The organism is Winogradskyella psychrotolerans (genome assembly GCF_018860565.1).
GTDB lineage: Bacteria > Bacteroidota > Bacteroidia > Flavobacteriales > Flavobacteriaceae > Winogradskyella > Winogradskyella damuponensis.
On record NZ_JAHKPS010000009.1, the window covers coordinates 231,750 to 256,719 of the forward strand.

The following is a 24,970-nucleotide window of genomic DNA, read 5'->3' on the forward strand; positions in this document are numbered from 1 at the left end:
TCATGAAAAAAACAATATATATACTCTTTATTTTCTCTTTGTACTTTAGTTGCGAAGATGTTATTGATGTTAATCTTAATGAAGCGGAACCAAGATTAGTTATTGAAGCTTCAATTAATTGGTTAAAGAATACACCAGGCAACGAACAAAGCATAAAACTATCACTTTCTGCACCATTTTTTGATGAATCTGTTCCACCTGCCAATGGTGCTACAATTCAAATAACAGATAATAACAATAATACCTTTAATTTTATTGAAGAAGGCAATACCGGAATTTACAAAAACACTAATTTTATTCCTGTTATAGATGAAGACTATTATTTAACTATTACTTATAATGGTGAAGTTTATACAGCAACAGAAACCTTGAAATCTGTAGTTCCAATAGATTATGTAGAGCAGATTAACGACGGAGGTTTTTCAGGCGAAGATATTGAGATAAAAACTTATTTTACAGATCCTGCCAATATTGATAATTACTACTTCTTTGAATATATAAGTGATATACCAGTTATTCCAACATTAGACGTGTTAGATGACGAATTTATTGATGGTAATCAAATTTTTGCCTATTATACTGAAGAAGATTTAGAGTCTGGTGACGAAGTGATAATGCGCCATTTTGGGATTTCTGAACAGTATTATGAGTTTATGGTTATTCTTTTACAACAAGGAAGTGACCAAGGCGGAGGCCCATTTGAAACACAACCCGCAACAGTTAGAGGTAATTGTATAAATACAACTAATGCAGATAATTATCCTTTTGGTTACTTTAGATTATCTGAAGTAGAAGAGTTGATTTATATTGTAGAATAGTTCAAATTATCTGCTCTATAAGTTTGAACACAAAAGATTACCCCCTATCATTAAAGAGAACCACAACTGCTTAAACATGTTGTGGTTTCTGTTTTTTGTTGATTAAAGCTTATTATCTACACATTAAAAAATAAAAAAAACATAACCTTCGTTATGCTTTATTCTTAAGACAAAATGTTTTATCATCTCTTATTTTCTATCTAGCAGGTGTCTAGACTTATCTTCTTTCTTAATCATTTTAATAATATTAAATAGCTGTGTCTTAAGCGACTTATATTCATTCAAGAATTCTGAAATAGCAATAATTAAATCACGATGTTCTTTAATATAAGCCTTTTCCTCTTCTAACTCATCAATGCCATCTACCATTATTTGTAACTTATTTTCATGAATTCTAACAGCCTCTATAAGCGTGTTGTTTTGCTTTTGAGATCGGTTAATGGCATCAATAATTTCTTTACTGCTAGAAAAATTACCTAAGGCAATTAACTGAGATGTAAATTGAGTTACTAAATCTTCAAAAAAGAGATGTTCATCTTTTATAAAGTTTAATTCTGATAACCATTCTTTTGAAGCTTTATGCATTTCTTCTGCATTAAGCCATTCTACGTAACGCAAATGTGTTTGTGTGGTATTCATTTTGATTTTTTTTAAACAACGAAACAAAACGTGATCATTTAAACCACGTTTTGTTTTTCTGTTGTTATAAGACTTCAATAACTTTCTTGGCTTGCCCTTTTGCTTCTTCTTTCTTTAAAAGATTAAGTTTTAGGATACCATTTTTATACGTTGCTTTTACATCCTGATCTGTATTTACGGTTTTAGGTAAGCTTAAAGATCTCTTAAAAGAGTTGTAGTTAAACTCTTTACGAGTATAATCTTCTTTTTTCTCTTCTTTTTCTTCCTTTTTCTCACCACATACATTCAGTACATTATCATCTATGGTGACTTCAAAGTCTTTTTTAGTAAAGCCTGGTGCTGCAAATTCAATTTCAAAATCATTGTCATGTTCTTTAACATTCATTGCTGGCATTAATCCATCTTCATCAAAAAAATCATTATTGAAGAAATCATCATTGCTTAAAAAATTTTTTAAGCCTTCATTATTCCAAGATGGGAATAATCGGTTTCGGTTGTTAAATTTAATGAGTGACATAATTATAAATTTTATTATTAAACTTAAATTTTACAACTCTAAATTACTTATAATAAATCGCTTATAAAATGACAAATGTCAGTTTTAGCCATTAACTTTTAAACCAACACTTTACTTACATCGGTAAGTTTAGGTATGGTGGCATTCCAATTGTATACAGCTTTTAATTTCACTCTAAAAGCGTCCAATGATGCTGGCTCTCCATGAATTAGATATACATGTTCTGGTACATTTTTAATATCACTAACCCAGTCCAATAAATCTTTCTGATCTGCATGAGCCGATAAGCTTTCAATATTTTTTATCGTAGCTTTTACGGGATAGTATTTTCCAAAAAACCGAATTTCGTGGGCTCCTTCTTGTAGTTGTCTGCCACGAGTGCCTTCGGCCTGATAACCTACTAACAAAACAGTTGTAGATGGTTCGTCTATAAGTTGTTTTAAATAGGTTAAAACGCGTCCTCCTGTAACCATACCACTTCCTGCAATTATGATTTTAGAGCGTTTATCGTCAATAGTTTCCCAAGTTTCTTTGTATGATTGAATAATATTAACATGATTACACATGGCAGTATAATCTTCAGAAGATAGTTTATGCCATTTTGGAAAACGTTTAAAAACATCTAACACATTATTTCCCATAGGACTATCTACAAAAATTGGAATGTTAGGAATTCTGTTTTTTTGATATAATTTCCACAGAATAAACATTAATGTTTGTAAGCGTTCTACGGCAAAACTAGGTATTATAAGATTCCCTTTTTTATGAATTGTTTCTAAAATGATTTCGGTTAGTACATCTTCAATATTTTCTACAGGATGTAGTTTGTTACCATAAGTACTTTCAATAAACAACACATCTGCCCATTCTGGTTTTTTAGGATCGCTTAATAAATAATCATTTTTTCTTCCTATATCTCCAGAAAACACAAATCGCTTTTCGTTAATATCTAATTCTATAAACGTTGCTCCAATAATATGGCCGTTATACTGAAAACGGAAAGCGATATGTTCTGATAATTGCACCCATTTATCTTCAAGTTCTACCTCAAATTGTTTTATGGTATTTTCGGCATCCTTAATAGTATAAAAAGGCAAGGCAGGGCTATGTTTAGTATATTTTTCCTTATTTGCTTTATTCGCTTCTTCCTCGTGTATTTTAGCACTATCTTTTAATATAATTTCTGCAATTGCCAAAGTTGGTGCTGTACCTTTAATCTTTCCTTTAAAACCTTGTTTTAACAAACGCGGAAGATAGCCAACATGGTCTAAGTGTCCATGAGTTAACACCACTACATCAATAGAACTTACATCTATAGGAAGATCTTCCCAATTAAGTTCTCGCAGCGCTTTTAAACCTTGAAACATACCACAATCTATAAGGATATTTTTTTCTGAAGTTTCAATTAAAAATTTTGACCCCGTTACAACTCCTGCTGCACCTAAAAAATTGATTTTTACAAATTTTTCCATTTTAATATTTGATTAGCCACATAAATGTGAAATTTCATCTAGAATTTTCTTTTTTCGCGTTTCAGAAACACCAAGATGATCTAAATAAAACTTATCGTTTATTAATTCTCTACAGAGTACAACAGACCGACTTAAAAGAAACTGCTTTTCGCGTTGCGAAAGCAATGTGGATACGGTTATTGGATATAAGCCTAAACGGTCAATTCGGTCTTTTAAACCATCATTTAGAGGGTAATCCCAACTCAATAAATACAATCCACAACAATTACCATATTCTAATGCATCTTTTGTAAACCTTGTATTTGTAACGACCCAACCTTGTGTAAGCGGGTCTTCCTTTTTCCTTAGCTTTTGCCAATTATCTTTAATATCTCGGTATCTTGAATTGATATATAAAGGAATTTTAACGTTACAATTAAGACCTTGATCACCGTGAAATTTACACTCAATAATGGTGACTTCAGAATTTTTTCGCGCTATCACATCGACCTCATGTGACACACATTTACCTTGTAAAATTTTACCAATTTCGGTCTTATAGCCAGAATATTTTAAAATAGCACTTACAAAGCGCTCAAAAGGAAAACCTGTTGGCCCTAATTCGTAAATCGCCTTCTTTAATTTATATTTTGAAGCGAAATAGCTTTTGTTTTTTTTAAGTAAGGCAAATGCTCTGTTGTATATCTCTTTGGTTGAAATACCTTGATAGAGTTCATCACGAACTTTATCCAATACCTGATTAACAATATGTTCTTCTGCACCAGATCGCTTTAATGATGCTCGTAATTTTTCTAATGAAAATTTTACTTTTTCACCTGAGGATTTAATAATATCTATGTCTGAAATATTCATATTGATGTTTTAAAAACTGTCTAAACAAAATTTGTTTTAACCGCTTTACTTCCTAGTCACAAACAATTATATACTTCGCTAGAGATTAAATTTTAATGCTCATAAAAATTGGTTAAAATAACTGTGTTTAGATTTTATTTATAAAGTTAAAGTGTTAACAATCTATAAACTATGATATATATCAGATAGGTTTATATAAAAAAACATCTAACTAAAATAGCTAGATGTCTTTCTGATTAATAGCAAAAATCATTTTTAAATATGTATAAGCACTAAATAAAAAGAATAGGTTTCTCTTTCTAATTTTTAAACTTATACAAGTACAATTCCATAGACCTCATTCAGTAAAAAAACACCAATTAAAAACAATAACGTATAAATTACTTGAACCATTTTAACATTGATGATTACCAGCCATTTAACTGTTTTCTTAGGAAACATAAATAAAGCTAATCCTAAAAACAAAGAGGTCCAACCAATGAGTGTAATAATTAAGGTGTAATTCGGCTCCCAAATGTTATGAAATATTACATTTAGTAATCCAATGATAATAGCCATAAAAGAAAAAATGATTAGAAATTTTTCATCTTTTAAATCATTAAATATTTGTTTAATACGCTTTGGGTTAAGACTTAATATTAAAAAGAAAATGATAAGATACCATCCCCAAAATTTTGCTAAAAAAACTGAAGTGTCCATAATTAAAGTGATTTATTCGTGCAATACCAAAAACGGTATATCTGTATGATATGTTATTTTTTCAACTCTAGTATGAAATAGAATATTTTGAAAATAATTTAGATTCTTAGCTACCATAACAATCATATCTACAGCTCTACTTTCTACAAAGCACTGTATAGCATCTTCGACTTTTTTATTAGTAAGAAAATGGAAACTTGGATTAAATTCTTCAAAATAATCATTAAGCAATTCTTTATTATTGAGTTGTTCTGGGTTTAATGATGCTGCTTTACCTTGAATATGTATAACTCTTAGATTACTCTCTAAATTTTTTAAAATATCTGTTAAAGGTTGTAGTATATTAATATCGTACGAGAGATTAAAATCTGACGAAAATGCAATTTCCTTTAACGCTTTATATTTGGCGTATTCTGGAACGACTAAAGTGGTGCATTTTACTTTAGTAATAACATCTCCGGTGTTACTTCCTATGATATATTCCTTAAGTCCTGATGCGCCTTTTGTACCCATAACAATCATATCTATTTTCTTTTCTTCGACATGTTTTCTTACCGATTCTAAAAAGAAATAATTATCAATAAGTGTGTAAAAACGGTGTTTTGGATTTTCACCGTGATTTTCACTTATTTCTTTGAGTAGTTGTCTTAATTTATCTCTTGAAGGCTTAGTATATATTTCTTCTATAACTTCTGCTGTTGGCATGTAACTGTCTTCGCCTGCAACTATAGCCTCTATTCTGTTAACATGAAGCAGGTAAAAATTACATTCCGAAGATTTAAAAAAATCTATAGCATACGAAATAGCATTGCGTGCGTTTTCAGAAAAATCCGTTGGTAATAAAATATTCATCACTTTAAATTTCTTAGTGTAAACAAATTTAAAGCGATGTACACTTTTATAATATGATATTGGTCATATTAGATAAACACGAAAAGGGATTAGTGGATGTCTTGCAATTTCTGAAGGTCTAAAACCTTTATGTTTCTACCTTCCATTTCTATGAGTCCTTGCTTTTTAAAATGAGACATGGTTCTTATCAAGGTCTCAGTAGCAATACCGGCAACACTTGCCAAATCGTTACGGGAAATTTTAATAGGATCTTCTGGTTTTGAATTTATCTTTTCTGCAAACCTTAAGATGGTTAAAGCCGTTTTTCTTTGTACAGAACTGTAAGCCATTTGTAATAATTGGTCTTTAACACCTGTAATGTCATCGGTTAATAACTGAATAACTTCTAAAGTTAGCTTGTGATTTTTATCCAATACCTCTTTTAACTGGGCTTTAGAAACACCTACCATTTCTACATCTTTCAAAGCTATTGCTGTTTCTCTATAAGGAATATTATCTGTGAATGACGTATAACCAAAAAGATCGTCTTCTTTATAAAGTGCTGTAGTAAGCTCCTTTCCTTTTTCATCAAATTTATAACACCTTACAATACCTTTAGTCACTAAATAAATATAATTAGAATTATGTCCTTCTTTGTAAATGATATCATTTTTGCTGTAGTTAAAAATCTTCCCATTATCATCAAAGAAGTTTTTTAAATCATTTAAGGTTCTTAATTCATCTTCATTGGTATCACTAGTGTTATTAGCAGATTCTCGTTCATCCTTCAATATAGCAGCTTTTGCAATTCTACTCTCTATAGCACTTAAAATTTCATCTTCAGAAAAAGGTTTTGTAATATAATCATCGGCTCCTAAATTCATGCCTTTTCTTACATCTCCACGTTCGGTCTTAGCAGATAAAAATATAAATGGAATAAACTTGGTGCTATCCTGTTTTGATAGGCCTTCTAATACAGCATATCCATCGAGAATAGGCATCATTATATCACATATTATAATATCTGGAGTTTGATTTCTTGCGACTTCTAGGCCTATTTGTCCGTTGGCAGCAGTAATTACCTCATAGTTAGAAAGCTCTAATAATTCTGCTGTATTTTCTCTTAATACGGTATCGTCTTCTATTAATAATACTGTTTTCATTCTTGTGCTTTATTGGGAAGTTTTATGGTAAACGTTGAGCCTTTGTGTTCTTCGCTTTCAAATGCGATACTACCATTTAAGTTTTCTAAATGGTCTTTTACAATATTTAATCCAATACCTGTGCCTTGCATGAGTAATGCATTTTCTGCTCTAAAGTAGCGATTGAATATATTTTTTTGATCTTTCTCAGGAATACCAATACCATTATCCGTTACTTTAAAAATGGTAGTCGTTTCATTTTGAGAAATATTGATATCAATAATGGTATTTTCAGAGGAATACTTAATAGCGTTATAAATTAAATTAGATAGAGATAGTTCTAAGATTTTTTCATCCTGATATAAAGAAATATCATCTATATTTTCTGGATAGTTAATTTTCTGACCATCTTTTAATAACATATTGGCATTATAAATGACCTCATTTAAGACTTTACTCAATTTAAACGTGGTAAATTTATAATTAACTTTACCTTTTTCTAGTTTTTCTACAGAAAGAAAATCGTTTAAAATGGTATTGAGATATTGAACTTTATCTGTAATAGTATTAATGTGTTTTTCTCGTTTTTCTTGCTGCTCAGTTAATTTATATTTTTTTAATAACATCGTAGAAGTTAAAATACCACTTAAAGGTGTTTTAAATTCATGTGATACCATGGATAAAAATTTTGTTTTTAATTCATTTAATTCTTTTTCTGCAGCTAAAGCCATTTTAAGTTCTTCTGTACGTACGGCAACTGTTTTTTCTAAATTTTTAGTATAATTTTTTTGTTCAGTTATATCCAAAATAATAGCCAAAAACACATCTTTATCTCCTAATTTTGAGCGCTGCAAATGTACATTTACAGGATATGTACTTCCTGACTTTCGTTTATGAACCGTTTCAAATTCAATCTTTTCGACTTTGGTATTATTAAGTAAATCTAATTTTTCTCTAAACTCCGATTCTTTAAATTCTGGTTTTATATCAAGAGGTGTCATATTGGTTAGTTCGTCTAAACTATAACCAATGTTTTTCTGTGCCCCATAATTAACGTTTATAAATTTTAAGTCTTGAGTGCTAAATACATAAATTTCATTTAGTGATTCCTGGAAAATACTTGCCAAATGGTTTCGTTCTTGCTCCATGTACTTACGCTCACTAATATCTATCACCAAAGCCATAACATAGTCTTTTCCGTATATGGTAAACGGGTTTAGTCCTGCTTCTACAGGAAAAACACTTCCATCTTTTCGAGCGCCAAAAAGATCGCGTCCATGCCCCATTTGCCTGCGCTCTTTATGCTTCATAAAACCATTAAAATGAGCTCCATGACCAGCATGATAATTTTGAGGGATTAAAACGTTTAAGGGCTGTTTTATGAGTTCCCCTTTAGCATAACCAAACATTTGGTTTGCAGAATCATTAGTTTCAACTATATTTTGATGTTCATCAACCACTATAACCCCTTCGGAAACAGCGTCTAAAAGCACTCTAGATATATCTTGATCTTGTTGAAACATATACTTCAAATATTAGGTTGATAAAGCATCTAAAGATAACTGATTTATATCATTCTTTAAAACGAATACTAGCTCTAAATTTGATTTATTCTAAAAACCTTAAAACATGGCAACTAAAAAGAAAATGACATTAGCATTTTATCAAAACCTTGGTAAACTGTTTTATGCCATTGCAGCATCAGATGGCAATGTAAGACCTATAGAATTTGATAAATTAAAGAACCTTGTAAAAAAACAGTGGTTAGATATTGATGAGCTTGAAGATACTTTTGGTACAGATGCCGCTTACCAAATAGAAATTGTTTTTGACTGGTTAAATGAAAAAGAAGAACTCAACGCAGAAGCCTGTTTCAAAGACTTTATCGCTTACAAAAAGAGCCAAAATCATCTTTTTACTCCAGACATTAGACGTTTAACGTTAAAAACAGCATCTACTATTGCTTATGCCTTTTCTGGCATAAACAAGTCAGAATTAGCACTGTTAGCAAAACTAGATATAGAATTAAAAATACCTTAAAACGGCGCCATTACTACGACCAATTAAAATGAACATAGCAAATAACAAGCTATACTAGCCTATTAGACATGAAAGTATATTTTTTTATCAGTGTTCTATTACTCTCGTTATCTTGTTCAGAAAAACAAGATAAAACCTTACCTACCGAACAATCATTGTCCGAATCTGTTTATGCTTCCGCTACAATTCAACCAGATAGTCTCTATAATGTGTACGCTGTGGTTTCTGGAATTTTAGATGACGTTTTAGTAAAAGAAGGAGACGTAGTAACTAAAGGTTCTCCCTTATTTCAAATCATAAATAGTACACCTAAACTAAATAGTGAAAATGCGAGGTTTGCCTTAGAACTCGCCAAAGAAAACTACAATGGTAGTGCCGCTATTTTGAGTAGTATAAACGATGAAATTGAGGCGGCTAAGCTTAAATTTAAAAATGATTCTGTGAATTATTTTAGACAAAAAAAGCTATGGGAACAGCATATAGGTTCTAAGCTGCAATACGACACTAAAAAGCTTAATTATGAACTAGCTGCAAATCAATTAAAGCTTCTAAAAAACAAATACGACAGAACTAAAAACGAACTACAAACAGCAGTAAACCAAGCTCAAAACAACTTTAATACAGCAGCCATTGCTACAAATGACTTTATGGTTACAAGTAAAATAAACGGCAAAGTTTACGCGCTACTAAAAGAACCTGGTGAGATTGTAACAAGCATGGAACCACTAGCTGCAATTGGAAGTGCTAATCGTTTTGTAATTAATCTGTTAGTAGATGAAGTAGATATTGTTAGAATAAACAAATCTCAAGACGTATTACTTGTTTTAGAAGCTTATGCAAATACCGTTTTTAAAGCTCAAATTTCTAAAATTTACCCAAAAAAAGATGAACGAAATCAAACTTTTACGGTTGAAGCCATATTTATAAATCCCCCAGAAGTTTTGTATCCTGGTCTTTCTGGTGAAGCTAATATTATCATTGCTAAAAAAGAAAACGTATTAACCATTCCTAAAGCTTATTTAATAGATCATAACAAAGTAAAAACAGACGAAGGTATCGTAACTGTAAAAACAGGTGTACAAAATATGGATGCTATAGAAATACTTTCAGGCCTCACTAAAGACACCTATATCTACAAACCAACAGAATGACCAATTTGAATATTATATTAAGTATTGCAAAAACGCATTTGCTCACAAAACTGAAACAAACATCTATTGCTGCATTAGGTGTTACTTTTGGTATTGGCTCTTATATTACTTTAGTCTGTTTTATGACAGGTTTAAATACCATGTTAGACGATTTAATTCTAAATCAAACACCACATATTCATATTTACAACGAAATTGAACCAACCGAAAACCAACCCATTTCATTATATGATGATTTTAAAAATATTTTTAACGTTGTTCATTCCATCAAACCCAAATTAAGTCAGAAAAAAATACATAACGCCTTACCTATTATCAATTATTTAGAAAACGATGATAAGGTATTAGGTGCGCTTCCGCAGGTAAAAGCACAAATTTTCTATATCGCAGGCTCGATAGAGCTTAGTGGAAATCTCACAGGCATTAACCCAATAGAAGAAGCCAAATATTTTAATATAGGTGATTATATTGTAGAAGGTTCTGCTGAAGCCTTGCAAAACACTGATAATGGGATTTTATTAGGTATTGGCATTGCAAAAAAAATGGCCTTAAAAGTTGGTGATCGTATTCAGGTAAGTCCAATAAACGGAGGTATATTCCATTTAAAGATTGTAGGATTTTATCAAAGTGGTGTTGCCGATTTAGATGCTATTCAAAGTTTTACTACTATTAAAACAGTACAACGCATTTTAGGAGAAGCTAATAACTATATCACAGACATTAATGTAAAACTAAATGACATAGAAACAGCGATACCATTAGCAAAAAAAATAGAACAACAATTTCAGCTTAAAGCTATTGATATAAAAACGGCAAATGCACAGTTTGAAACCGGAACCACGATTAGAAATTTAATTACATACGCGGTATCTATAACGCTTTTAATCGTTGCTGGATTTGGCATCTACAACATTTTAAATATGCTTATTTATGAAAAGATGAATGACATTGCTATTCTTAAAGCTATAGGGTTTTCAGGGAAGGATGTTCAATTTATATTTATGAGTCAAGCCATGATTATTGGTTTTGTTGGAGGTGTTTTGGGTTTAATTATTGGTTTTGGATTAACGAGTCTTATCGATACAATTCCCTTTAAAACTGAAGCCTTACCAACGGTAGATACATATCCTATAAATAAAGATCCGTTGTACTTTATCATTGGGTTTTCGTTTGCAATGGTTTCCACTTTTCTTGCAGGCTATTTGCCATCTAAGAAAGCAAAAAAAATAGATCCAGTAAAAATTATAAGAGGACAGTAATATGAGTATTGTTTTAGAAGCTAAACATATCAATAAATATTTTAAAAAACCTGTGAAGTTTCACGTGTTAAAGGATATTAGTTTTCAAATTAAAAAAGGGGAATTTGCATCCATCATGGGAAAATCGGGCTGTGGAAAATCGACATTACTTTACATTCTATCTACCATGGATACCGATTATGAAGGCGAACTGTATCTCAAAAACAAACTTATAACAGGTCAAGATAGTACGCATTTATCCTATTTACGTAACAAGCATATTGGTTTTGTCTTTCAGTTTCATTATTTACTTTCAGAGTTTTCAGTATTAGAAAACGTAATGTTGCCTGCCAAGAAATTAGCAGAAAAATCGCTTCAAGAAATTGAGCACAATGCCATGCAAAAGCTTAAAATCTTAAATATTGAGCATTTAGCTCATAAAAAAGCTTCTCGCGTTTCTGGTGGCGAAAAACAACGTGTAGCTATAGCACGTGCGCTTATAAACGATCCTGCTATAATTATGGGAGATGAACCTACAGGAAATTTAGACAGCCATAATGCCGAAAATGTGTTTAACATTTTTAAACAATTGAGTGTTAAGCAAGGTTTATCACTTTTAATAGTAACACATGATGAAGATTTTGCAAATAAAACCGATAGAATTATTCAAATGGGAGATGGAAAAATACTCCCTTAGCTTCACCTCTTATTTATGATATAAATCATTTGTAATAAGCGTATTTGTAACTAACTTTATAATCAAGTTTTAATCAAATGCTATGAAAACAATTCAAGACATAGAAAACCAAATCATCACTTTAACAACAAGTATTGAGGTAAATTATCCTGAATTATATGCGACCTTGGATGAAAACCCAATGACTATTCCTACTAAAATTCATCCCGATATGACTATTAAGATTATGGAAGATTATCTCGAAAGTTTAAAACAAATATTAAAACAATACAGTAAAACTCATAATAAACAGTAATGGCATTTATAGATTATTATAAAATACTTGGTATTTCAAAGAGTGCCACAGAAAACGATATTAAAAAAGCTTATCGTAAGTTGGCACGTAAATACCATCCAGACCTCAATCCAAATGATAAGGATGCTGAGCAAAAATTTAAGGAGATTAACGAAGCTAACGAAGTATTAAGCAATGCTGAAAATCGTAAAAAATACGATGAATATGGAGAACATTGGCAACATGCAGAAGAATACGAAAAAGCGAAACAGCAAGAGCAGTATCAACGAAGCTCACAAAGCACTCAAGGAGGTTATTCTGAAGAAGATTTCTCAGATTTTTTTGGTAACATGTTTGGTGGTAGAGCTTCTGGAAGCGGCGGAAGACAAGTAAAATTTAGAGGTCAAGATTTTAATGCGCAACTACAACTAGACCTAAAAGATGTTTACACCACACACAAACGCACATTAACCGTAAATAACAAAAACATAAGAATTACCATTCCTGCTGGTGTAGAAAATGGACAAGTCATTAAAATAAAAGGACATGGCGGAAAAGGCATGAATGGTGGTCCAAATGGCGATTTGTATATTGAGTTTTCTGTGGTTAATAATTCCCCATTTAGAAGGGATGGAAACAACCTATATATTGCTGTAGATTTAGACTTATACAAAGCCCTTTTAGGTGGCGAAATTATGGTAAACACCTTTGATGGTAAAGTAAAACTTAAGGTAAAACCAGAAACCCAAAACGGCACTAAAGTAAAGTTAAAAGGCAAAGGGTTTCCTAAATACAAAAAAGAAGGTCAATATGGAGATTTGTATGTTACTTACAACTTAAAGTTACCTGAAAATCTTTCAGCAAAAGAAAAAGAACTTTTTACAGAACTCTCAAAATTGCGATAATATGGACACAACACAACTTATATCAATACAACAGTTTTGCACGCATTACAATGTGCCTATAAAGTTTATTAATGCTTTACAAGAATACGAATTAATAGAAATCACTATTACGGACAATCAAGATTATTTACAGACAAATCAGCTTAATGCTATTGAAAAAATGATGCGAATGCATTATGATTTAGACATTAATTTTGAAGGGATTGATGCCATTTATAATTTACTAAAACAAGTAGAACAACTACAAGAAGAAATACGTGTTTTAAAGAACAAATTGAGCGTTTATGAAGGTTTTTAATCCTCTACTATGACGTCTATAGAATACATAAAAGAATGGTTAAACGCCAATCCATTTAGTTGGAATGTGATTAGGTTCATTGCCATTTTAATAGTTATTTTATTGGCCATTCAGCTAATAAGACGTTATTTAAAAAAGCGTATTTCTAATACCTCGATTCGCTATAAATCCCAAAAAGGCATAGAAATTTTAGGCTATGTGCTGTTAATCTTTTTAGCCATCACTTATTTTTCTGGATCTATAAAAGATTTTACAATCATCATAGGCTTATTTACAGCGGGTTTAGCATTTACATTACAAGAATTAATTTTAAGTATAGCGGGTTCTATTTATATCTTTTTAGTAAAAGTTTATAAACCAGGAGATCGAATTGAAATCAATGGTATTAAAGGAGATGTTATTGATGTAGATAGCATTTATACCACCATGATGGAGATAGGCCAATGGGTTGAAAGTGACAATTATAGTGGGCGAATTGTAAAACTGAGTAATGCCTTCGTTTTTAAAGGACCAATCTATAACTATTCGCAAGATTTTCCTTTTATCTGGGATCAATTCAACTTGCCAATTCGTTATGGTTCTGATATGGAACTTGCCAAAACTATTGTACTTAAAATTGCTTCAGAAACCCTTTCAGAATACACCAAAGCATCTAAATTCCAATGGGAAGCGGTAGTCAATAAATATTATATTGAAGATGCCGAAGTTGGACCAACACTCGCTATTAGACTTACTGATAATTGGGTAGAATTTAATTTAAGATATATTGTAGATTACAAAAAAAGACGATTGACAAGACACCTACTTCACGATAATATTCGTAAAGCTTTTGAAACAACCAACGGCAAGGTCGTATTAGCATCAACGACCATAGAACTTATTAAAATTCCTGAACAAAAGGTACAATCAGAAGAAGCTAAAAAGACACAATAGCAAATAACGGTCATTTCTGTTTGTAAGCCACGACACTTCTAACAATTTGATTTTTAAACAAGTACATAATATAATTTAGTACTTTTAATAATTTTGAATTAAGATTATTTCATTCTCAATGGCAAATAAAGAACAAGAAGCACACTCTCATCATCAAATTTTAGGTAAAAAGACAGAGCTCTATTTTGCCTTTTTGTGCGGCATTTTTCTAAGCATAGGTTTTTTCATTGAAAAATTAACAGGTTTAGCAGATTGGATGTCTTTATTAAGCTACATAATTTCCTACTTTTTGGGAGGTTTCTTTATCTCTATTGAAGCATCTAAAAAAATTCCTAAAGGCGAATTTGATATTGATTTTTTAATGATTGCTGCAGCTGTTGGTGCGGCCTATATTGGTAGTTGGGCAGAAGGCGCATTGCTTTTATTTCTATTTAGCTTGGGCCACGCTTTAGAGCATTACGCCATGAATAAAGCTAAAAAATCAATTGAAGCTTTAGGCCATCTTTCTCCCAAAACAGCACTGGTTAAAAAAAACGGGCAACTTAAAGAAGTTGCAATAGAAGCTTTAAAAATTAATGATGTTATTGTAGTAAAACCTAATACTAAAATTGCTGCTGATGGTGTTATTATAAATGGTAGTACAAGCATTAATCAGGCACCAATAACAGGAGAAAGCATACCTGTAGACAAAACCTTTATTAAAAACACTACAAATTTACCAGAGTTTAAAGATATTAACAAAACTCATGTCGTCTTTGCAGGCACCATTAATGGAGATAGCAGCATTGAGATTTTAGTACTCAAACTAACAAAAGACTCCACAGTATCACGATTGGTAAAAATGGTAAGCGAAGTTGAAGCTCAAAAATCACCAACCCAAAGGCTCACCAAAAAATTCGAAAAATGGTATGTACCCATTGTTATTATCGTTGTATTTCTATTGTGTTTTGCATTCTTGGTTATAGACGAAAGTTTTGATACTAGTTTATATAGAGCTATAACAGTATTAGTTGCTGCCAGCCCTTGCGCCTTAGCAATTTCTACACCAAGTGCTGTTTTAAGTGGTATTGCAAGAGCAGCACAAAAAGGAGTACTTATTAAAGGTGGAAAAGCCTTAGAAGATTTAGGCGAAATCACAACGATAGCTTTTGATAAAACCGGTACACTCACAGAAGGAAAACCTAAACTTACAAATCTAATTCCGTTAAAGAATATTGATGAAAAAACCTTGGCTAAGCTGGTGTTTGAAGTCGAAAGTTTAAGCAATCATCCACTAGCAAAAGCCATAGCAAATGATTTAAAGCTAAAATACACTATTGATTTCGATAATAAAGCCTCAAATATTAACGCCATTCAAGGAAAAGGTATTCAAGCAAATTATGAGAGCAAAAAAGCATTCATCGGAAATGTAAAACTGATGGAAGACTCAGACATAAAAGTGACTGATTCTATCCACTCTAAAATGGATCAGCTTTTACAAAATGGACACACCGTAATGCTAGTGGCTTTTAATAATGAAATTGTTGGACTAATTAGTGTTATGGATTTACCTCGAAAAACGGCTACCTCTACTCTATTACGTTTAAAAGAAATTGGCATTAAACACATGATTATGCTCACAGGTGACCATCAAAATGTTGGAGATGCCATTGCCAAACAAATTGGACTCACGGAAGCCAAAGGGAACTTACTACCAGAAGATAAAGTTTCAGCTATAAAACAATTAATCAAACGCGACAAAAAAATAGCCATGGTTGGAGATGGTGTTAATGACGCACCTGCAATGGCATTGAGCACCGTTAGTATTGCCATGGGAGCCGCAGGAAGTGATGTTGCTTTAGAAACAGCCGATGTCGCTTTAATGTCAGATAAAATTGAAAATTTACCTTTTGTTATTGGTTTGAGTAGAGCGTCTAAACGTATTATAAAACAGAACATTTTTATAAGTCTTGGTGTTGTAATACTGCTGGTTCCTGTAACCATTTTAGGGTTAACAAATATAGGTGTAGCTGTTGCTTTTCATGAAGGCTCAACCATTGTAGTGGTTTTAAATGCTTTACGACTGCTTCGCTACAAAGTGAATTAATTGCTGTTTTATAAAAATTACAATTAACCTTTAAATAAAGAAAGAGATCAACTCATTTGATTTTTAGTAGAACTGACCAATATCATAGTCTAAAGCAAACATTCTGAATAAATTAGCTTAATCACAAAAATCCGGATAAATTTCCCTGTTGGTTTCTAAATAAAAACAGATGAGATTACAGGTCAATTAAAACGCAACCAATTTGTAAAACCATGACTATAAAATATTTATATATAGCGCTATTATTTCTAATCGTTTCAGCTTGTAAAAATGAAAAGCGAAAAGAAAGCAACATTGATCATAATCTTATAGAAGATACAAATCCAATAGTGAACGATACTATAAAAATAAAGGACTTAGATATTAAATCCTTAGATAAATCTATTACTATTGAATTAAAGCAAAAACAATTCATTGAAAAAAAAGACGAAAGTGAAGAGCTAGAAAAATTAATTATTGATAAAAAATATCTCGTCGATAAAAAAGATTACACCATCAATTTTAAATACCCATTGCTAAACGAATCTTATAAACCCACGAACAGTAATTTCAATGAATTTATTAATGATTATTACATTAATATCACCCAAACAGAATCGGATATCTTAGAGAATAAATTATTATGCGATAGTATTACAGCAAAAACTTTTAGGGAAGAACGCTTTATAGATTACAAAATTTATAATGTAAATGACCAACTTGTAAGCGTATTGTTTTACAAAGAGAATTTTTATAACGGAGCAATGCATCCTAGCTTTTCTTTTGATTGTTTTAATTTTGACTTAAACAGAGGAACTTTTATGACTTATGAAGACTTTTTTAATCAAGGGTCAGAAGAAGAATTAGTAAGTATTATAAATGAAAGTATAAACAGTCAAATTGGTAAAGGAGAAATGTATTACGACTGTTGGGAAGTTTCTTCGGATGATTTTTTTACAAGTAAAAATAACTTTGTACTCAATGATACCTATATAGAATTTTATTTTGATGATTGTGTCATCTGCCCATCCTATACTGGTACGTATTCCATAGAACTTCCTTTAACAGATTTGCTATCGGTTTTAAAAAAATACGAATCTAATCCGTTAGTCTTTTAATTTATACGTTATAGAATTATGCTCTACTAAAAACGGTATTTGGAAGCCAAAACAATTATAGCTATTATAATATACAATCATTCTTTCGTTTTAACTTCTTTTTTCTCTTGTCGCTCTAATTTTCTAAAATAACCACGAGTTAAAAAGTTGTGTTTTAAGGCTTCCATATTTTGATTGAACTTATCAGTGCCTTCGTTTATATTTTTAAGCGTAGATTTTAAGCTATTAACCAACGAGGTATCCTTTACCATATAATTATAAGCTCCATTACTAGAATTAAAATCACTTACAACGGCATTGGCATTGTTTAACAGCGTCTCAATTTCTGCACTTGATATCTCAAGATTAGTTACAACTGTTTTCAATTTTCCAGCTGAAATAGAATCATTCAACAACATTCCTAAAATGGTATTATCTTCTGTTTTTACCGAAGAAACAATACTATTTAGCTCTGCAATAGTATGAGAAGCGCCACGACTTGCTATTTTTAAATTATGAATAGACTGTTTTAAATCTTGTGCCATAACGGTATCATTGATAAGCACACCTATGGTGCCTTTTCCTGTTGTAATTCTGTTTGTAATTTTCAATAAATCTGAAGTCAGTATAGCTGCATTTTCAGAGCTTGTGTTAAGAGTATTTAAAATATCATCCGTTCCAATTCTACTGTAAGATGCTATAATGTCTTCATTTTCTATAATTTCTGACGCTCCTTTTCCTGGAACGATATTCACAATCATATTCCCAACTAATCCGTCTGATCCAATAGTAGCAATCGCATTTTTTTTAATATGCGAAAGAATCTTTTCCTCGATAGACATTTCTACTTTTATTGTAGAATCATTAATCATTACAATATTTTTAACCGTCCCAATATCAATACCAGAATAGCGTACATTATTTCCTTTTTGAAGACCGTTGACATTCTGAAAATAAGAACTCAATGTAAAGGTCTTTTTAAACATATCTTGACGTTGCCCAATTAAATACACACCTGCTATAAAAAGAATGGTACCTATGAGGACAAAGGATCCCAATCGTAGTTTTTGTGAGTTTGTTTTTTTCATTGTATATAATTTGTGTCTTCCTTTAAATGAAAGGCATATTAATGTTTAAAAAAAGCTTTAATTTTTGGGTCTTCAGACGTTGATAAAGCTGTATATGTACCAACAGCATAATCAATACCATCAATAAGCAATAACATGCGATCTGAAATAACGCGAGCACAATCTACATCATGCGTTATAATAAGTGACGAGGTGTTATATTTTTTCTGAACGTCTTGCATAAGAATGATAATTTCTTTTGCAGTAATAGGATCTAATCCACTAGTAGGTTCATCATAAAGAATGATTTTGGGTTGAAGAATTAAAGTTCTCGCTAAAGCCACACGACGTTTCATACCACCAGATAATTCCGAAGGCATTAAATCTATAGCATGAGCTAAACCAACGTTGGTTAAAGCTTCCAAAACAAGTGCTTCGGTATTTGAATCTTTGTGCTTTTTTTTAGAATGACGTCTTAGAGGAAATTCTAAATTTTCACGAACAGTCATAGAATCATACAGCGCACTACCTTGAAACAAAAATCCAATATCAGCTCTTAAAATATCTAAAGCCTCTTGAGTTAACGTCGTAATATCTTTACCCATAACTGAAATTAAACCACTATCGGCTTGCATTAAACCCACCAAACATTTTATCATTACAGATTTTCCTGAACCAGACTTTCCCATAATGACTAAGTTTTCACCTTTATAAAGTTTCATATTAAAGCCATTTAGCACATGGTTATCGCCAAAACTTTTGTACAAGTCCTTAATTTGAAGCACTATGTCTGGATGTGATATATTTCTATCTCCTTTCATAAATCATAAAAAATATCTGTTACAAAAACGGCAATAAAATCAATGACAAATAACAATAATGAACTGACCACAACTGCAGAATTGGCCGCTTTACCAACACCTTCAGTACCTTTGGCGCAATAATAGCCTTTATAGCATCCCACAATTCCGATAGCTAAACCAAAAAAGAAAGATTTAATTGTAGCTGGGATAATGTCTCCAAATTCAATAGAATCAAAAACTTGATTAAAATAAAGTGTAAACGACACGTTGCCTTTAAGGTTTTCAACTAAAAAAGACCCAAACAGCGCAATAGCATCTCCAATGATTACTAATAATGGAAGCATCAAAGTAACCGCCAATACTCGCGTAACAACAAGGTATTTAAACGGGTTTGTCCCCGAAACCTCCATAGCATCTATCTGTTCTGTAACACGCATAGAACCCAATTCTGCACCAATACTAGAGCCTATTCTACCTGCACAAACTAAAGCGGTTATAATTGGCCCAATTTCTCTAACTATAGAAATACTAACCATAGATGGCATCCAAGATACAGCGCCAAATTCCATTAATGTAGGACGCGTCTGTAAATCCAATACCAAACCAATAATAAAACAAGTTATACCAACTAATAGCAATGAACGATTGCCCATATTATAACATTGCCGTAACAACTCTTTTATTTCAAAAGGTCGCTTAAATACTTCTTTAAAAAAACGTCCCGTAAAATACGATATATCACCTAGCTCAATTAAGAACACCTGTAATCGATCTTTAATTTTAGAAATACCAGACATTTTTTATTTAATAGTATATAACCAAATGTATTGTAATAGTGGATTTTACGAAATGATATAAATCATTTTATAAACAAGGTATTCCTCTTAACTTTAACAATCAATACATTCATAGATTATGAATATTGGCTTAGTATTATCAGGAGGTGGTATGAGAGGAGCTGCACATATTGGTGTTATTAAGGCTTTAGAGGAACACGGCATCTTTCCAACCCATATTTCTGGTGCAAGTATAGGTGCCATTGTTGGAGCCTTATATGCTTATGGATATGATTGGAAGACCATTTTAAAATTCTTTAAAACATTTCAGTTGTTGGATATTAAAAAATATGCCCTTGGCAAACCCGGTTTTATAGATGCTGAAAAATTTTATCCTCAATTTAATAGTCTTTTAAAAGATGATAATTTTAATGCCCTAAAAAAACCTCTGACCATTACTGCTACAGATATTTTAAAAGGCAATCTTAAAACATTTAGTGAAGGAGAACTCATTAAGCCCATTTTAGCATCGGCAGCTTTTCCTGGTGTTTTTGCACCTGTAAAAATTGGTGATTCTTTTTATATAGACGGAGGTGTACTTAATAATTTCCCTATTAGTGCATTACAATCAAAATGCGATATAATTATTGGAAGCTACGTTAATGACTATGATACTGTTACTATTGAAGATTTAAAACACTCTCATAATGTTGTAGAGCGTGCCTTTAAATTAAAATCAGTTAAAGAAGATTATAAAAAATTTAAATATTGCGACTTAGTAATATCACCTAAAGTACTTAGCAAGTATGGTACTTTTGACAAAAAGTACCTAAACGATATATTTAATATTGGCTATAACACAACTATTGAAACACTAAAAAGTAATACATCGTTTAAATTAAAGCTTGTTAACAATCCCCTTTTAAAAACACCAACATCTACATTATCAAAAGGTTGATCTTAGTTTGGATTAACTCATATTAATAAAAATAAGTTCTGATTATTAAACGCAAAAAACCCACAACTTACGTTATGGGTTTCCTTTTGCGGAGAAAGAGGGATTCGAACCCCCGGAGGTGTGACCCTCAACAGTTTTCAAGACTGCCGCATTCGACCACTCTGCCATTTCTCCTTTAGCGGGTGCAAATATAAAATCCTTTTTCTTTTAACCAAAGGTTTTTGTCTCGTTTTTTTAAAAAATTTTAAATTCATCAATTTGAAAACCTAAATCAATCATATTTATATGCCATTTTAATTTTCGGCACAATATATGTTTAGACAAATAAACAACTTAGAATCAACGTTATCATCATTTTGTTTTTACAAAAGAAACAATGTTGTTAAACAAAGCCTTATTTTATTTTAAATTAGCACAAAAATTAAAAGCGTATGAGAAAAGTTATTATTATCCTCGGTCTAATCACATCAATAGTAGCTACAATCTTATCCGTTACTAAATTTTCAAGTTTAGCAGTTACTCCAATAATTATTGCATTTTTATGTGGTCTTATTATTTTATTTCTTTCTAAAAAAGAACAAACCAAAACTAAGACTATTCAATATATATTTCTATTAGTTATTATTTCTTTGAGTATAACCATTTACAAAGGAGTTGTTGATACTGTTGAAATAGACAATACAGCACAACCCAATGAAATAAATACAGAAGGTGTTAAAGAAACTCTTAATGACACTAAAACTGAAAAAGATTTATAAAATTTCGATCTAATTGTAAGAAAAAATTACGTCTATTTATCTTATTTTTACCAAAATCAATTAGTTACATAAAATATCCGGGTTCAAAATTTTATTTCCTAAAAGAAAAAGGAAATAATGAACAGAATGTAACCATATATAAACAATAGGTATAAACACATGAAAGTATTAGTTGCATCTGCACTTCTTCTTGTTGGTTCTTGTGCTACAATAAGACATAGCGAAAAAATTAACAACCTCAAGAATAGCATAATTTACAAAGATAAAACTATTGTAGAAAAATATTTAAATACTATTAATGTCCAAGAACTAAAACAACACCTAGAAGAAGTTTCCTCGGATAAATATAATGGTAGAATGACTGGTGAAGAAGGACACAACCAAGTTTGTGATTATATTAGAACACAATATAAAAATCTCAATATTAGTGCGCCAGAATCTACTCCAAATTACTATCAAAAGGTCCCAAAAGATGCTTTACCAAACGATTTAAACGATTCTCAAAACATTATCGCCTATATAAAAGGTTCAGAATTTCCTGATGAATACGTATACATTTCTGCCCATTCTGACCATGAAGGCGTTATTGACGGACAAATTTATAATGGTGCTGATGATAATGGCTCTGGGACTTCGGCTGTTTTAGAGATGGCTGAAGCATTTAGTATGGCTAAAAAAGATGGTTATCATCCCAAACGAAGTATTGTCTTTTTACATGTCACAGCTGAAGAAGTTGGTTTACACGGTTCTAGATATTATACAGAAAACCCTGTATTTCCATTGGAAAATGCTATTGCTAATTTAAATATAGATATGATTGGTAGGGTTGATAATAGACATATAGATGATGAAAATTACATTTACCTTATTGGCTCAAATAAAATGAGTACAGAATTAGATTTTATTGCCAAAAAAGCCAATGAAACCTATACACATCTTTATCTTGATTATAAATATAATGAAGATAGAGATCCTAACCGCTATTATTACAGGTCTGATCATTATAATTTTGCGACAAAAGGCGTTCCTGTTATCTTTTTCTTTAACGGCGAACACGAAGATTATACAAAACCTACAGATACCGCAGATAAAATTAACTACCCTTTATTGGCTAAACGCACAAAGCTAATTTTCGCTACGGCTTGGTATTTAGCAAATTCAGAAACACCGTTAAAGAAAGAAATTATCTAGTGTTAAAATTTGTTAAAAGAATTTTAACGACAACTTAAAGCCTTCCCTTTTTTGTAGCTTTATCGCTTGGCTTATTTTAAAGTCAAAAAGACACCATCATATAAACTATTTACTTAACGAATACTTCAATGAAAAAAATACTGTTAATTTTTTGTGTTTCTGGCTTAATTGTAAGTTGCGGAACCTCTTCTAAAACTAATGCTTCATCAGAAAAAACGACTCAAGAAAAAATTGTTGACCCTTCTATATATGCATCAACAATTACTTCTGATGAATTACAAACCATGTTATATAAATATGCTTCTGATGAATTTGAAGGAAGAGAAACAGGTGAAAAAGGTCAGAAAATGGCTGTTGAATATCTAAAAGAACAGTACATCGCTATGGGAATTCCTACACCTTTAGGTGAAGACGATTATTTTCAGGAAGTCCCTTTAGAAAAACAAAAAGTAGCTAAAGCAAAATTAAGTGTTAATGGAAAACCTTTCAATGCTTTTGAACACCATATTGTATTAGCCGTTTCTAAAAGTATGAACATTTCTATTAATGACATTGTGTATGTTGGTTATGGGATTGATACAGAAAAGTATTCGGACTATAAAAATGTAGATACAAAAGGCAAAGTCGTTTTAGTAAAAGCAGGAGAACCTAAAGATGCAAATGGTAACTATGTAACTTCTGGCACAACGGAAGAGACAAAATGGACTAATGGTCGCCAAGCAATGTCTAGCAAAAGAGAAGCTGCAAAAGAAAATGGTGCTACAGGCTTATTATTAATGGATAATGATCTATTTTCTAGATATGCTCCTTTCTTTAAAAGACAAGAAGAATCAGGTGCTTCGGGACGTTTATCTTTAAAAAGTAACGAAGAAGCAATGACAATGCTTATGATTAATGAAGATTTAGCTAAAGCATTACACCCTTCTATTTTAGAAGATAATACACCTAAAGTTCTAAGCTCTAAAATGGATTTAGCCATTGAAAATAAATCTGAAACTATAACTTCTGAAAACGTTGTTGCCTTTATTAAAGGTTCTGAAAAACCAGATGAAGTTCTAGTAATATCTGCACATTTAGATCATGAAGGTATTAAAGATGGTCAAGTTTATAATGGTGCAGATGATGATGGTTCTGGTACAGTTGCTATTTTAGAAATTGCTGAAGCATTTAAAATGGCTGAAAAAGCAGGTAATGGCCCAAAACGTTCTATCTTATTTTTACATGTTACAGGTGAAGAAAAAGGGCTTCTTGGTTCTAAACATTATACAGATAATGATCCTATTTTCCCTTTAGAAAATACTGTTGCAGACTTAAACATAGATATGATTGGTAGAATAGATCCTAAACGTACTGAAGGCGATAGAAACTACATCTATTTAATTGGAAGTGATAAATTAAGTACAGATTTACATAATATATCTGAAGCTGTTAATACAAAGTACACCAATATTGAATTAGACTATACATATAATGACGAAAACGACCCAAACCGTTTTTATTACAGATCTGATCACTACAACTTTGCTAAAAATAATATTCCTGTAATATTTTACTTTAATGGTACACATGACGACTATCATAAGCCAACAGATACGGCAGATAAAATTGAATACGATTTATTAGAAAACAGAACACGTCTCGTATTTTATACAGCTTGGGAAGTAGCTAATAGAACTGAAAGAATTGTAGTAGATAAAGCTTCTAAATAAGTTTAAAAACTTATTTAGAAAAATAAAAAAGCCTTTCAAA

General features: G+C 31.3%; 26 protein-coding genes and 1 tRNA gene. 15 read left to right on the top strand and 12 right to left on the bottom strand.

Annotated elements, in window-relative coordinates; genetic code table 11:
• Positions 1-2 precede the first annotated feature (2 nt).
• Entirely contained in the window at positions 3-818 is an 816-nt protein-coding gene (locus KO504_RS03575; protein WP_215924953.1) for a DUF4249 family protein, read from the top strand.
• Positions 819-1,007: 189 nt separating this feature from the next.
• On the opposite strand, the gene KO504_RS03580 is transcribed toward KO504_RS03575, so the two are convergent.
• The 8 genes from KO504_RS03580 to KO504_RS03615 all read right to left on the bottom strand — a co-directional run bounded on the left by KO504_RS03580 (position 1,008) and on the right by KO504_RS03615 (position 8,493).
• Complete coding sequence (locus KO504_RS03580) at positions 1,008-1,457, bottom strand: hypothetical protein (RefSeq protein ID WP_215924954.1); 450 nt, start codon at positions 1,455-1,457, stop codon at positions 1,008-1,010.
• 64 nt (positions 1,458-1,521) lie between these two features.
• Positions 1,522-1,974 (bottom strand): Hsp20/alpha crystallin family protein, encoded by a 453-nt coding sequence (locus KO504_RS03585; protein WP_215924955.1) that lies wholly within the window; start codon positions 1,972-1,974, stop codon positions 1,522-1,524.
• A 98-nt stretch (positions 1,975-2,072) separates the two neighbouring features.
• A complete protein-coding gene (locus KO504_RS03590) occupies positions 2,073-3,446 on the bottom strand; it encodes an MBL fold metallo-hydrolase RNA specificity domain-containing protein (RefSeq protein ID WP_215924956.1) in 1,374 nt (457 codons plus the stop codon).
• A 12-nt stretch (positions 3,447-3,458) separates the two neighbouring features.
• A complete protein-coding gene (locus KO504_RS03595) occupies positions 3,459-4,298 on the bottom strand; it encodes an ATP cone domain-containing protein (RefSeq protein WP_215924957.1) in 840 nt (279 codons plus the stop codon).
• 312 nt (positions 4,299-4,610) lie between these two features.
• Positions 4,611-4,997, bottom strand: a complete 387-nt coding sequence (locus tag KO504_RS03600; protein ID WP_215924958.1) for a hypothetical protein — start codon at positions 4,995-4,997, stop codon at positions 4,611-4,613.
• Positions 4,998-5,009: 12 nt separating this feature from the next.
• Positions 5,010-5,849: a universal stress protein gene (locus KO504_RS03605; RefSeq protein WP_215924959.1), complete on the bottom strand. Its 840-nt coding sequence runs from the start codon at positions 5,847-5,849 to the stop codon at positions 5,010-5,012.
• 89 nt (positions 5,850-5,938) lie between these two features.
• Complete coding sequence (locus KO504_RS03610; RefSeq protein ID WP_215924960.1) at positions 5,939-6,991, bottom strand: response regulator; 1,053 nt, start codon at positions 6,989-6,991, stop codon at positions 5,939-5,941.
• Positions 6,988-8,493 (bottom strand): sensor histidine kinase, encoded by a 1,506-nt coding sequence (locus KO504_RS03615; protein WP_215924961.1) that lies wholly within the window; start codon positions 8,491-8,493, stop codon positions 6,988-6,990. Before KO504_RS03615 ends, KO504_RS03610 begins: the two co-directional genes overlap by 4 nt.
• A gap of 106 nt (positions 8,494-8,599) precedes the next feature.
• Between KO504_RS03615 and KO504_RS03620 the strand changes: the two genes are divergently transcribed.
• The 10 genes from KO504_RS03620 (at position 8,600) to KO504_RS03665 (ending at position 17,689) form a co-directional block, all read left to right on the top strand.
• Positions 8,600-9,010: a hypothetical protein gene (locus KO504_RS03620; protein WP_215924962.1), complete on the top strand. Its 411-nt coding sequence runs from the start codon at positions 8,600-8,602 to the stop codon at positions 9,008-9,010.
• Between the two features lie 68 nt (positions 9,011-9,078).
• Positions 9,079-10,161 (top strand): efflux RND transporter periplasmic adaptor subunit, encoded by a 1,083-nt coding sequence (locus tag KO504_RS03625; protein WP_215924963.1) that lies wholly within the window; start codon positions 9,079-9,081, stop codon positions 10,159-10,161.
• Positions 10,158-11,420, top strand: coding sequence for an ABC transporter permease (locus KO504_RS03630; protein WP_215924964.1), 1,263 nt, complete (start codon positions 10,158-10,160; stop codon positions 11,418-11,420). Before KO504_RS03625 ends, KO504_RS03630 begins: the two co-directional genes overlap by 4 nt.
• Position 11,421: 1 nt before the next feature.
• Positions 11,422-12,096: an ABC transporter ATP-binding protein gene (locus KO504_RS03635; protein WP_215924965.1), complete on the top strand. Its 675-nt coding sequence runs from the start codon at positions 11,422-11,424 to the stop codon at positions 12,094-12,096.
• An 82-nt stretch (positions 12,097-12,178) separates the two neighbouring features.
• On the top strand, positions 12,179-12,391 hold the full coding sequence (locus KO504_RS03640; RefSeq protein ID WP_215924966.1) for a hypothetical protein: 213 nt from the start codon (positions 12,179-12,181) through the stop codon (positions 12,389-12,391).
• On the top strand, positions 12,391-13,275 hold the full coding sequence (locus tag KO504_RS03645) for a DnaJ C-terminal domain-containing protein (protein ID WP_215924967.1): 885 nt from the start codon (positions 12,391-12,393) through the stop codon (positions 13,273-13,275). The genes KO504_RS03640 and KO504_RS03645 overlap by 1 nt, the downstream gene beginning before the upstream one ends.
• A 1-nt stretch (position 13,276) precedes the next feature.
• Positions 13,277-13,573 carry a chaperone modulator CbpM gene (locus KO504_RS03650; protein WP_215924968.1) on the top strand — a complete coding sequence of 99 codons (297 nt, stop codon included), beginning with the start codon at positions 13,277-13,279 and terminating at the stop codon, positions 13,571-13,573.
• A 9-nt stretch (positions 13,574-13,582) separates the two neighbouring features.
• Positions 13,583-14,506 (top strand): mechanosensitive ion channel family protein, encoded by a 924-nt coding sequence (locus KO504_RS03655; protein ID WP_215924969.1) that lies wholly within the window; start codon positions 13,583-13,585, stop codon positions 14,504-14,506.
• 118 nt (positions 14,507-14,624) lie between these two features.
• Positions 14,625-16,592, top strand: a complete 1,968-nt coding sequence (locus tag KO504_RS03660; RefSeq protein WP_215924970.1) for a heavy metal translocating P-type ATPase — start codon at positions 14,625-14,627, stop codon at positions 16,590-16,592.
• 212 nt (positions 16,593-16,804) lie between these two features.
• Positions 16,805-17,689 (top strand): RsiV family protein, encoded by an 885-nt coding sequence (locus KO504_RS03665; protein WP_215924971.1) that lies wholly within the window; start codon positions 16,805-16,807, stop codon positions 17,687-17,689.
• 77 nt (positions 17,690-17,766) lie between these two features.
• Here the strand turns inward: KO504_RS03665 and KO504_RS03670 are convergent, their stop codons facing one another.
• Genes KO504_RS03670 through KO504_RS03680 form a run of 3 tightly spaced genes read right to left on the bottom strand, consistent with a single transcriptional unit; the run spans position 17,767 to position 20,335 of the window.
• Positions 17,767-18,756 (bottom strand): MlaD family protein, encoded by a 990-nt coding sequence (locus tag KO504_RS03670; protein ID WP_215924972.1) that lies wholly within the window; start codon positions 18,754-18,756, stop codon positions 17,767-17,769.
• Between the two features lie 38 nt (positions 18,757-18,794).
• Complete coding sequence (locus KO504_RS03675; RefSeq protein WP_215924973.1) at positions 18,795-19,556, bottom strand: ABC transporter ATP-binding protein; 762 nt, start codon at positions 19,554-19,556, stop codon at positions 18,795-18,797.
• On the bottom strand, positions 19,553-20,335 hold the full coding sequence (locus tag KO504_RS03680; protein WP_215924974.1) for an MlaE family ABC transporter permease: 783 nt from the start codon (positions 20,333-20,335) through the stop codon (positions 19,553-19,555). Before KO504_RS03680 ends, KO504_RS03675 begins: the two co-directional genes overlap by 4 nt.
• Before the next feature lie 118 nt (positions 20,336-20,453).
• On the opposite strand from KO504_RS03680, the gene KO504_RS03685 reads away from it, so the two are divergent.
• Positions 20,454-21,272, top strand: a complete 819-nt coding sequence (locus KO504_RS03685; protein WP_215924975.1) for a patatin-like phospholipase family protein — start codon at positions 20,454-20,456, stop codon at positions 21,270-21,272.
• Positions 21,273-21,361: 89 nt separating this feature from the next.
• Here KO504_RS03685 and KO504_RS03690 read toward each other — a convergent pair.
• A tRNA-Ser gene (locus KO504_RS03690) sits at positions 21,362-21,446 on the bottom strand.
• A gap of 257 nt (positions 21,447-21,703) precedes the next feature.
• Here KO504_RS03690 and KO504_RS03695 point away from each other — a divergent pair.
• The 3 genes from KO504_RS03695 (at position 21,704) to KO504_RS03705 (ending at position 24,930) form a co-directional block, all read left to right on the top strand.
• A complete protein-coding gene (locus tag KO504_RS03695) occupies positions 21,704-22,030 on the top strand; it encodes a hypothetical protein (protein ID WP_215924976.1) in 327 nt (108 codons plus the stop codon).
• A gap of 159 nt (positions 22,031-22,189) precedes the next feature.
• Positions 22,190-23,221, top strand: coding sequence for a M28 family metallopeptidase (locus tag KO504_RS03700; RefSeq protein WP_215924977.1), 1,032 nt, complete (start codon positions 22,190-22,192; stop codon positions 23,219-23,221).
• Positions 23,222-23,349: 128 nt separating this feature from the next.
• A complete protein-coding gene (locus tag KO504_RS03705) occupies positions 23,350-24,930 on the top strand; it encodes a M28 family metallopeptidase (RefSeq protein WP_215924978.1) in 1,581 nt (526 codons plus the stop codon).
• Positions 24,931-24,970: the final 40 nt, after the last annotated feature.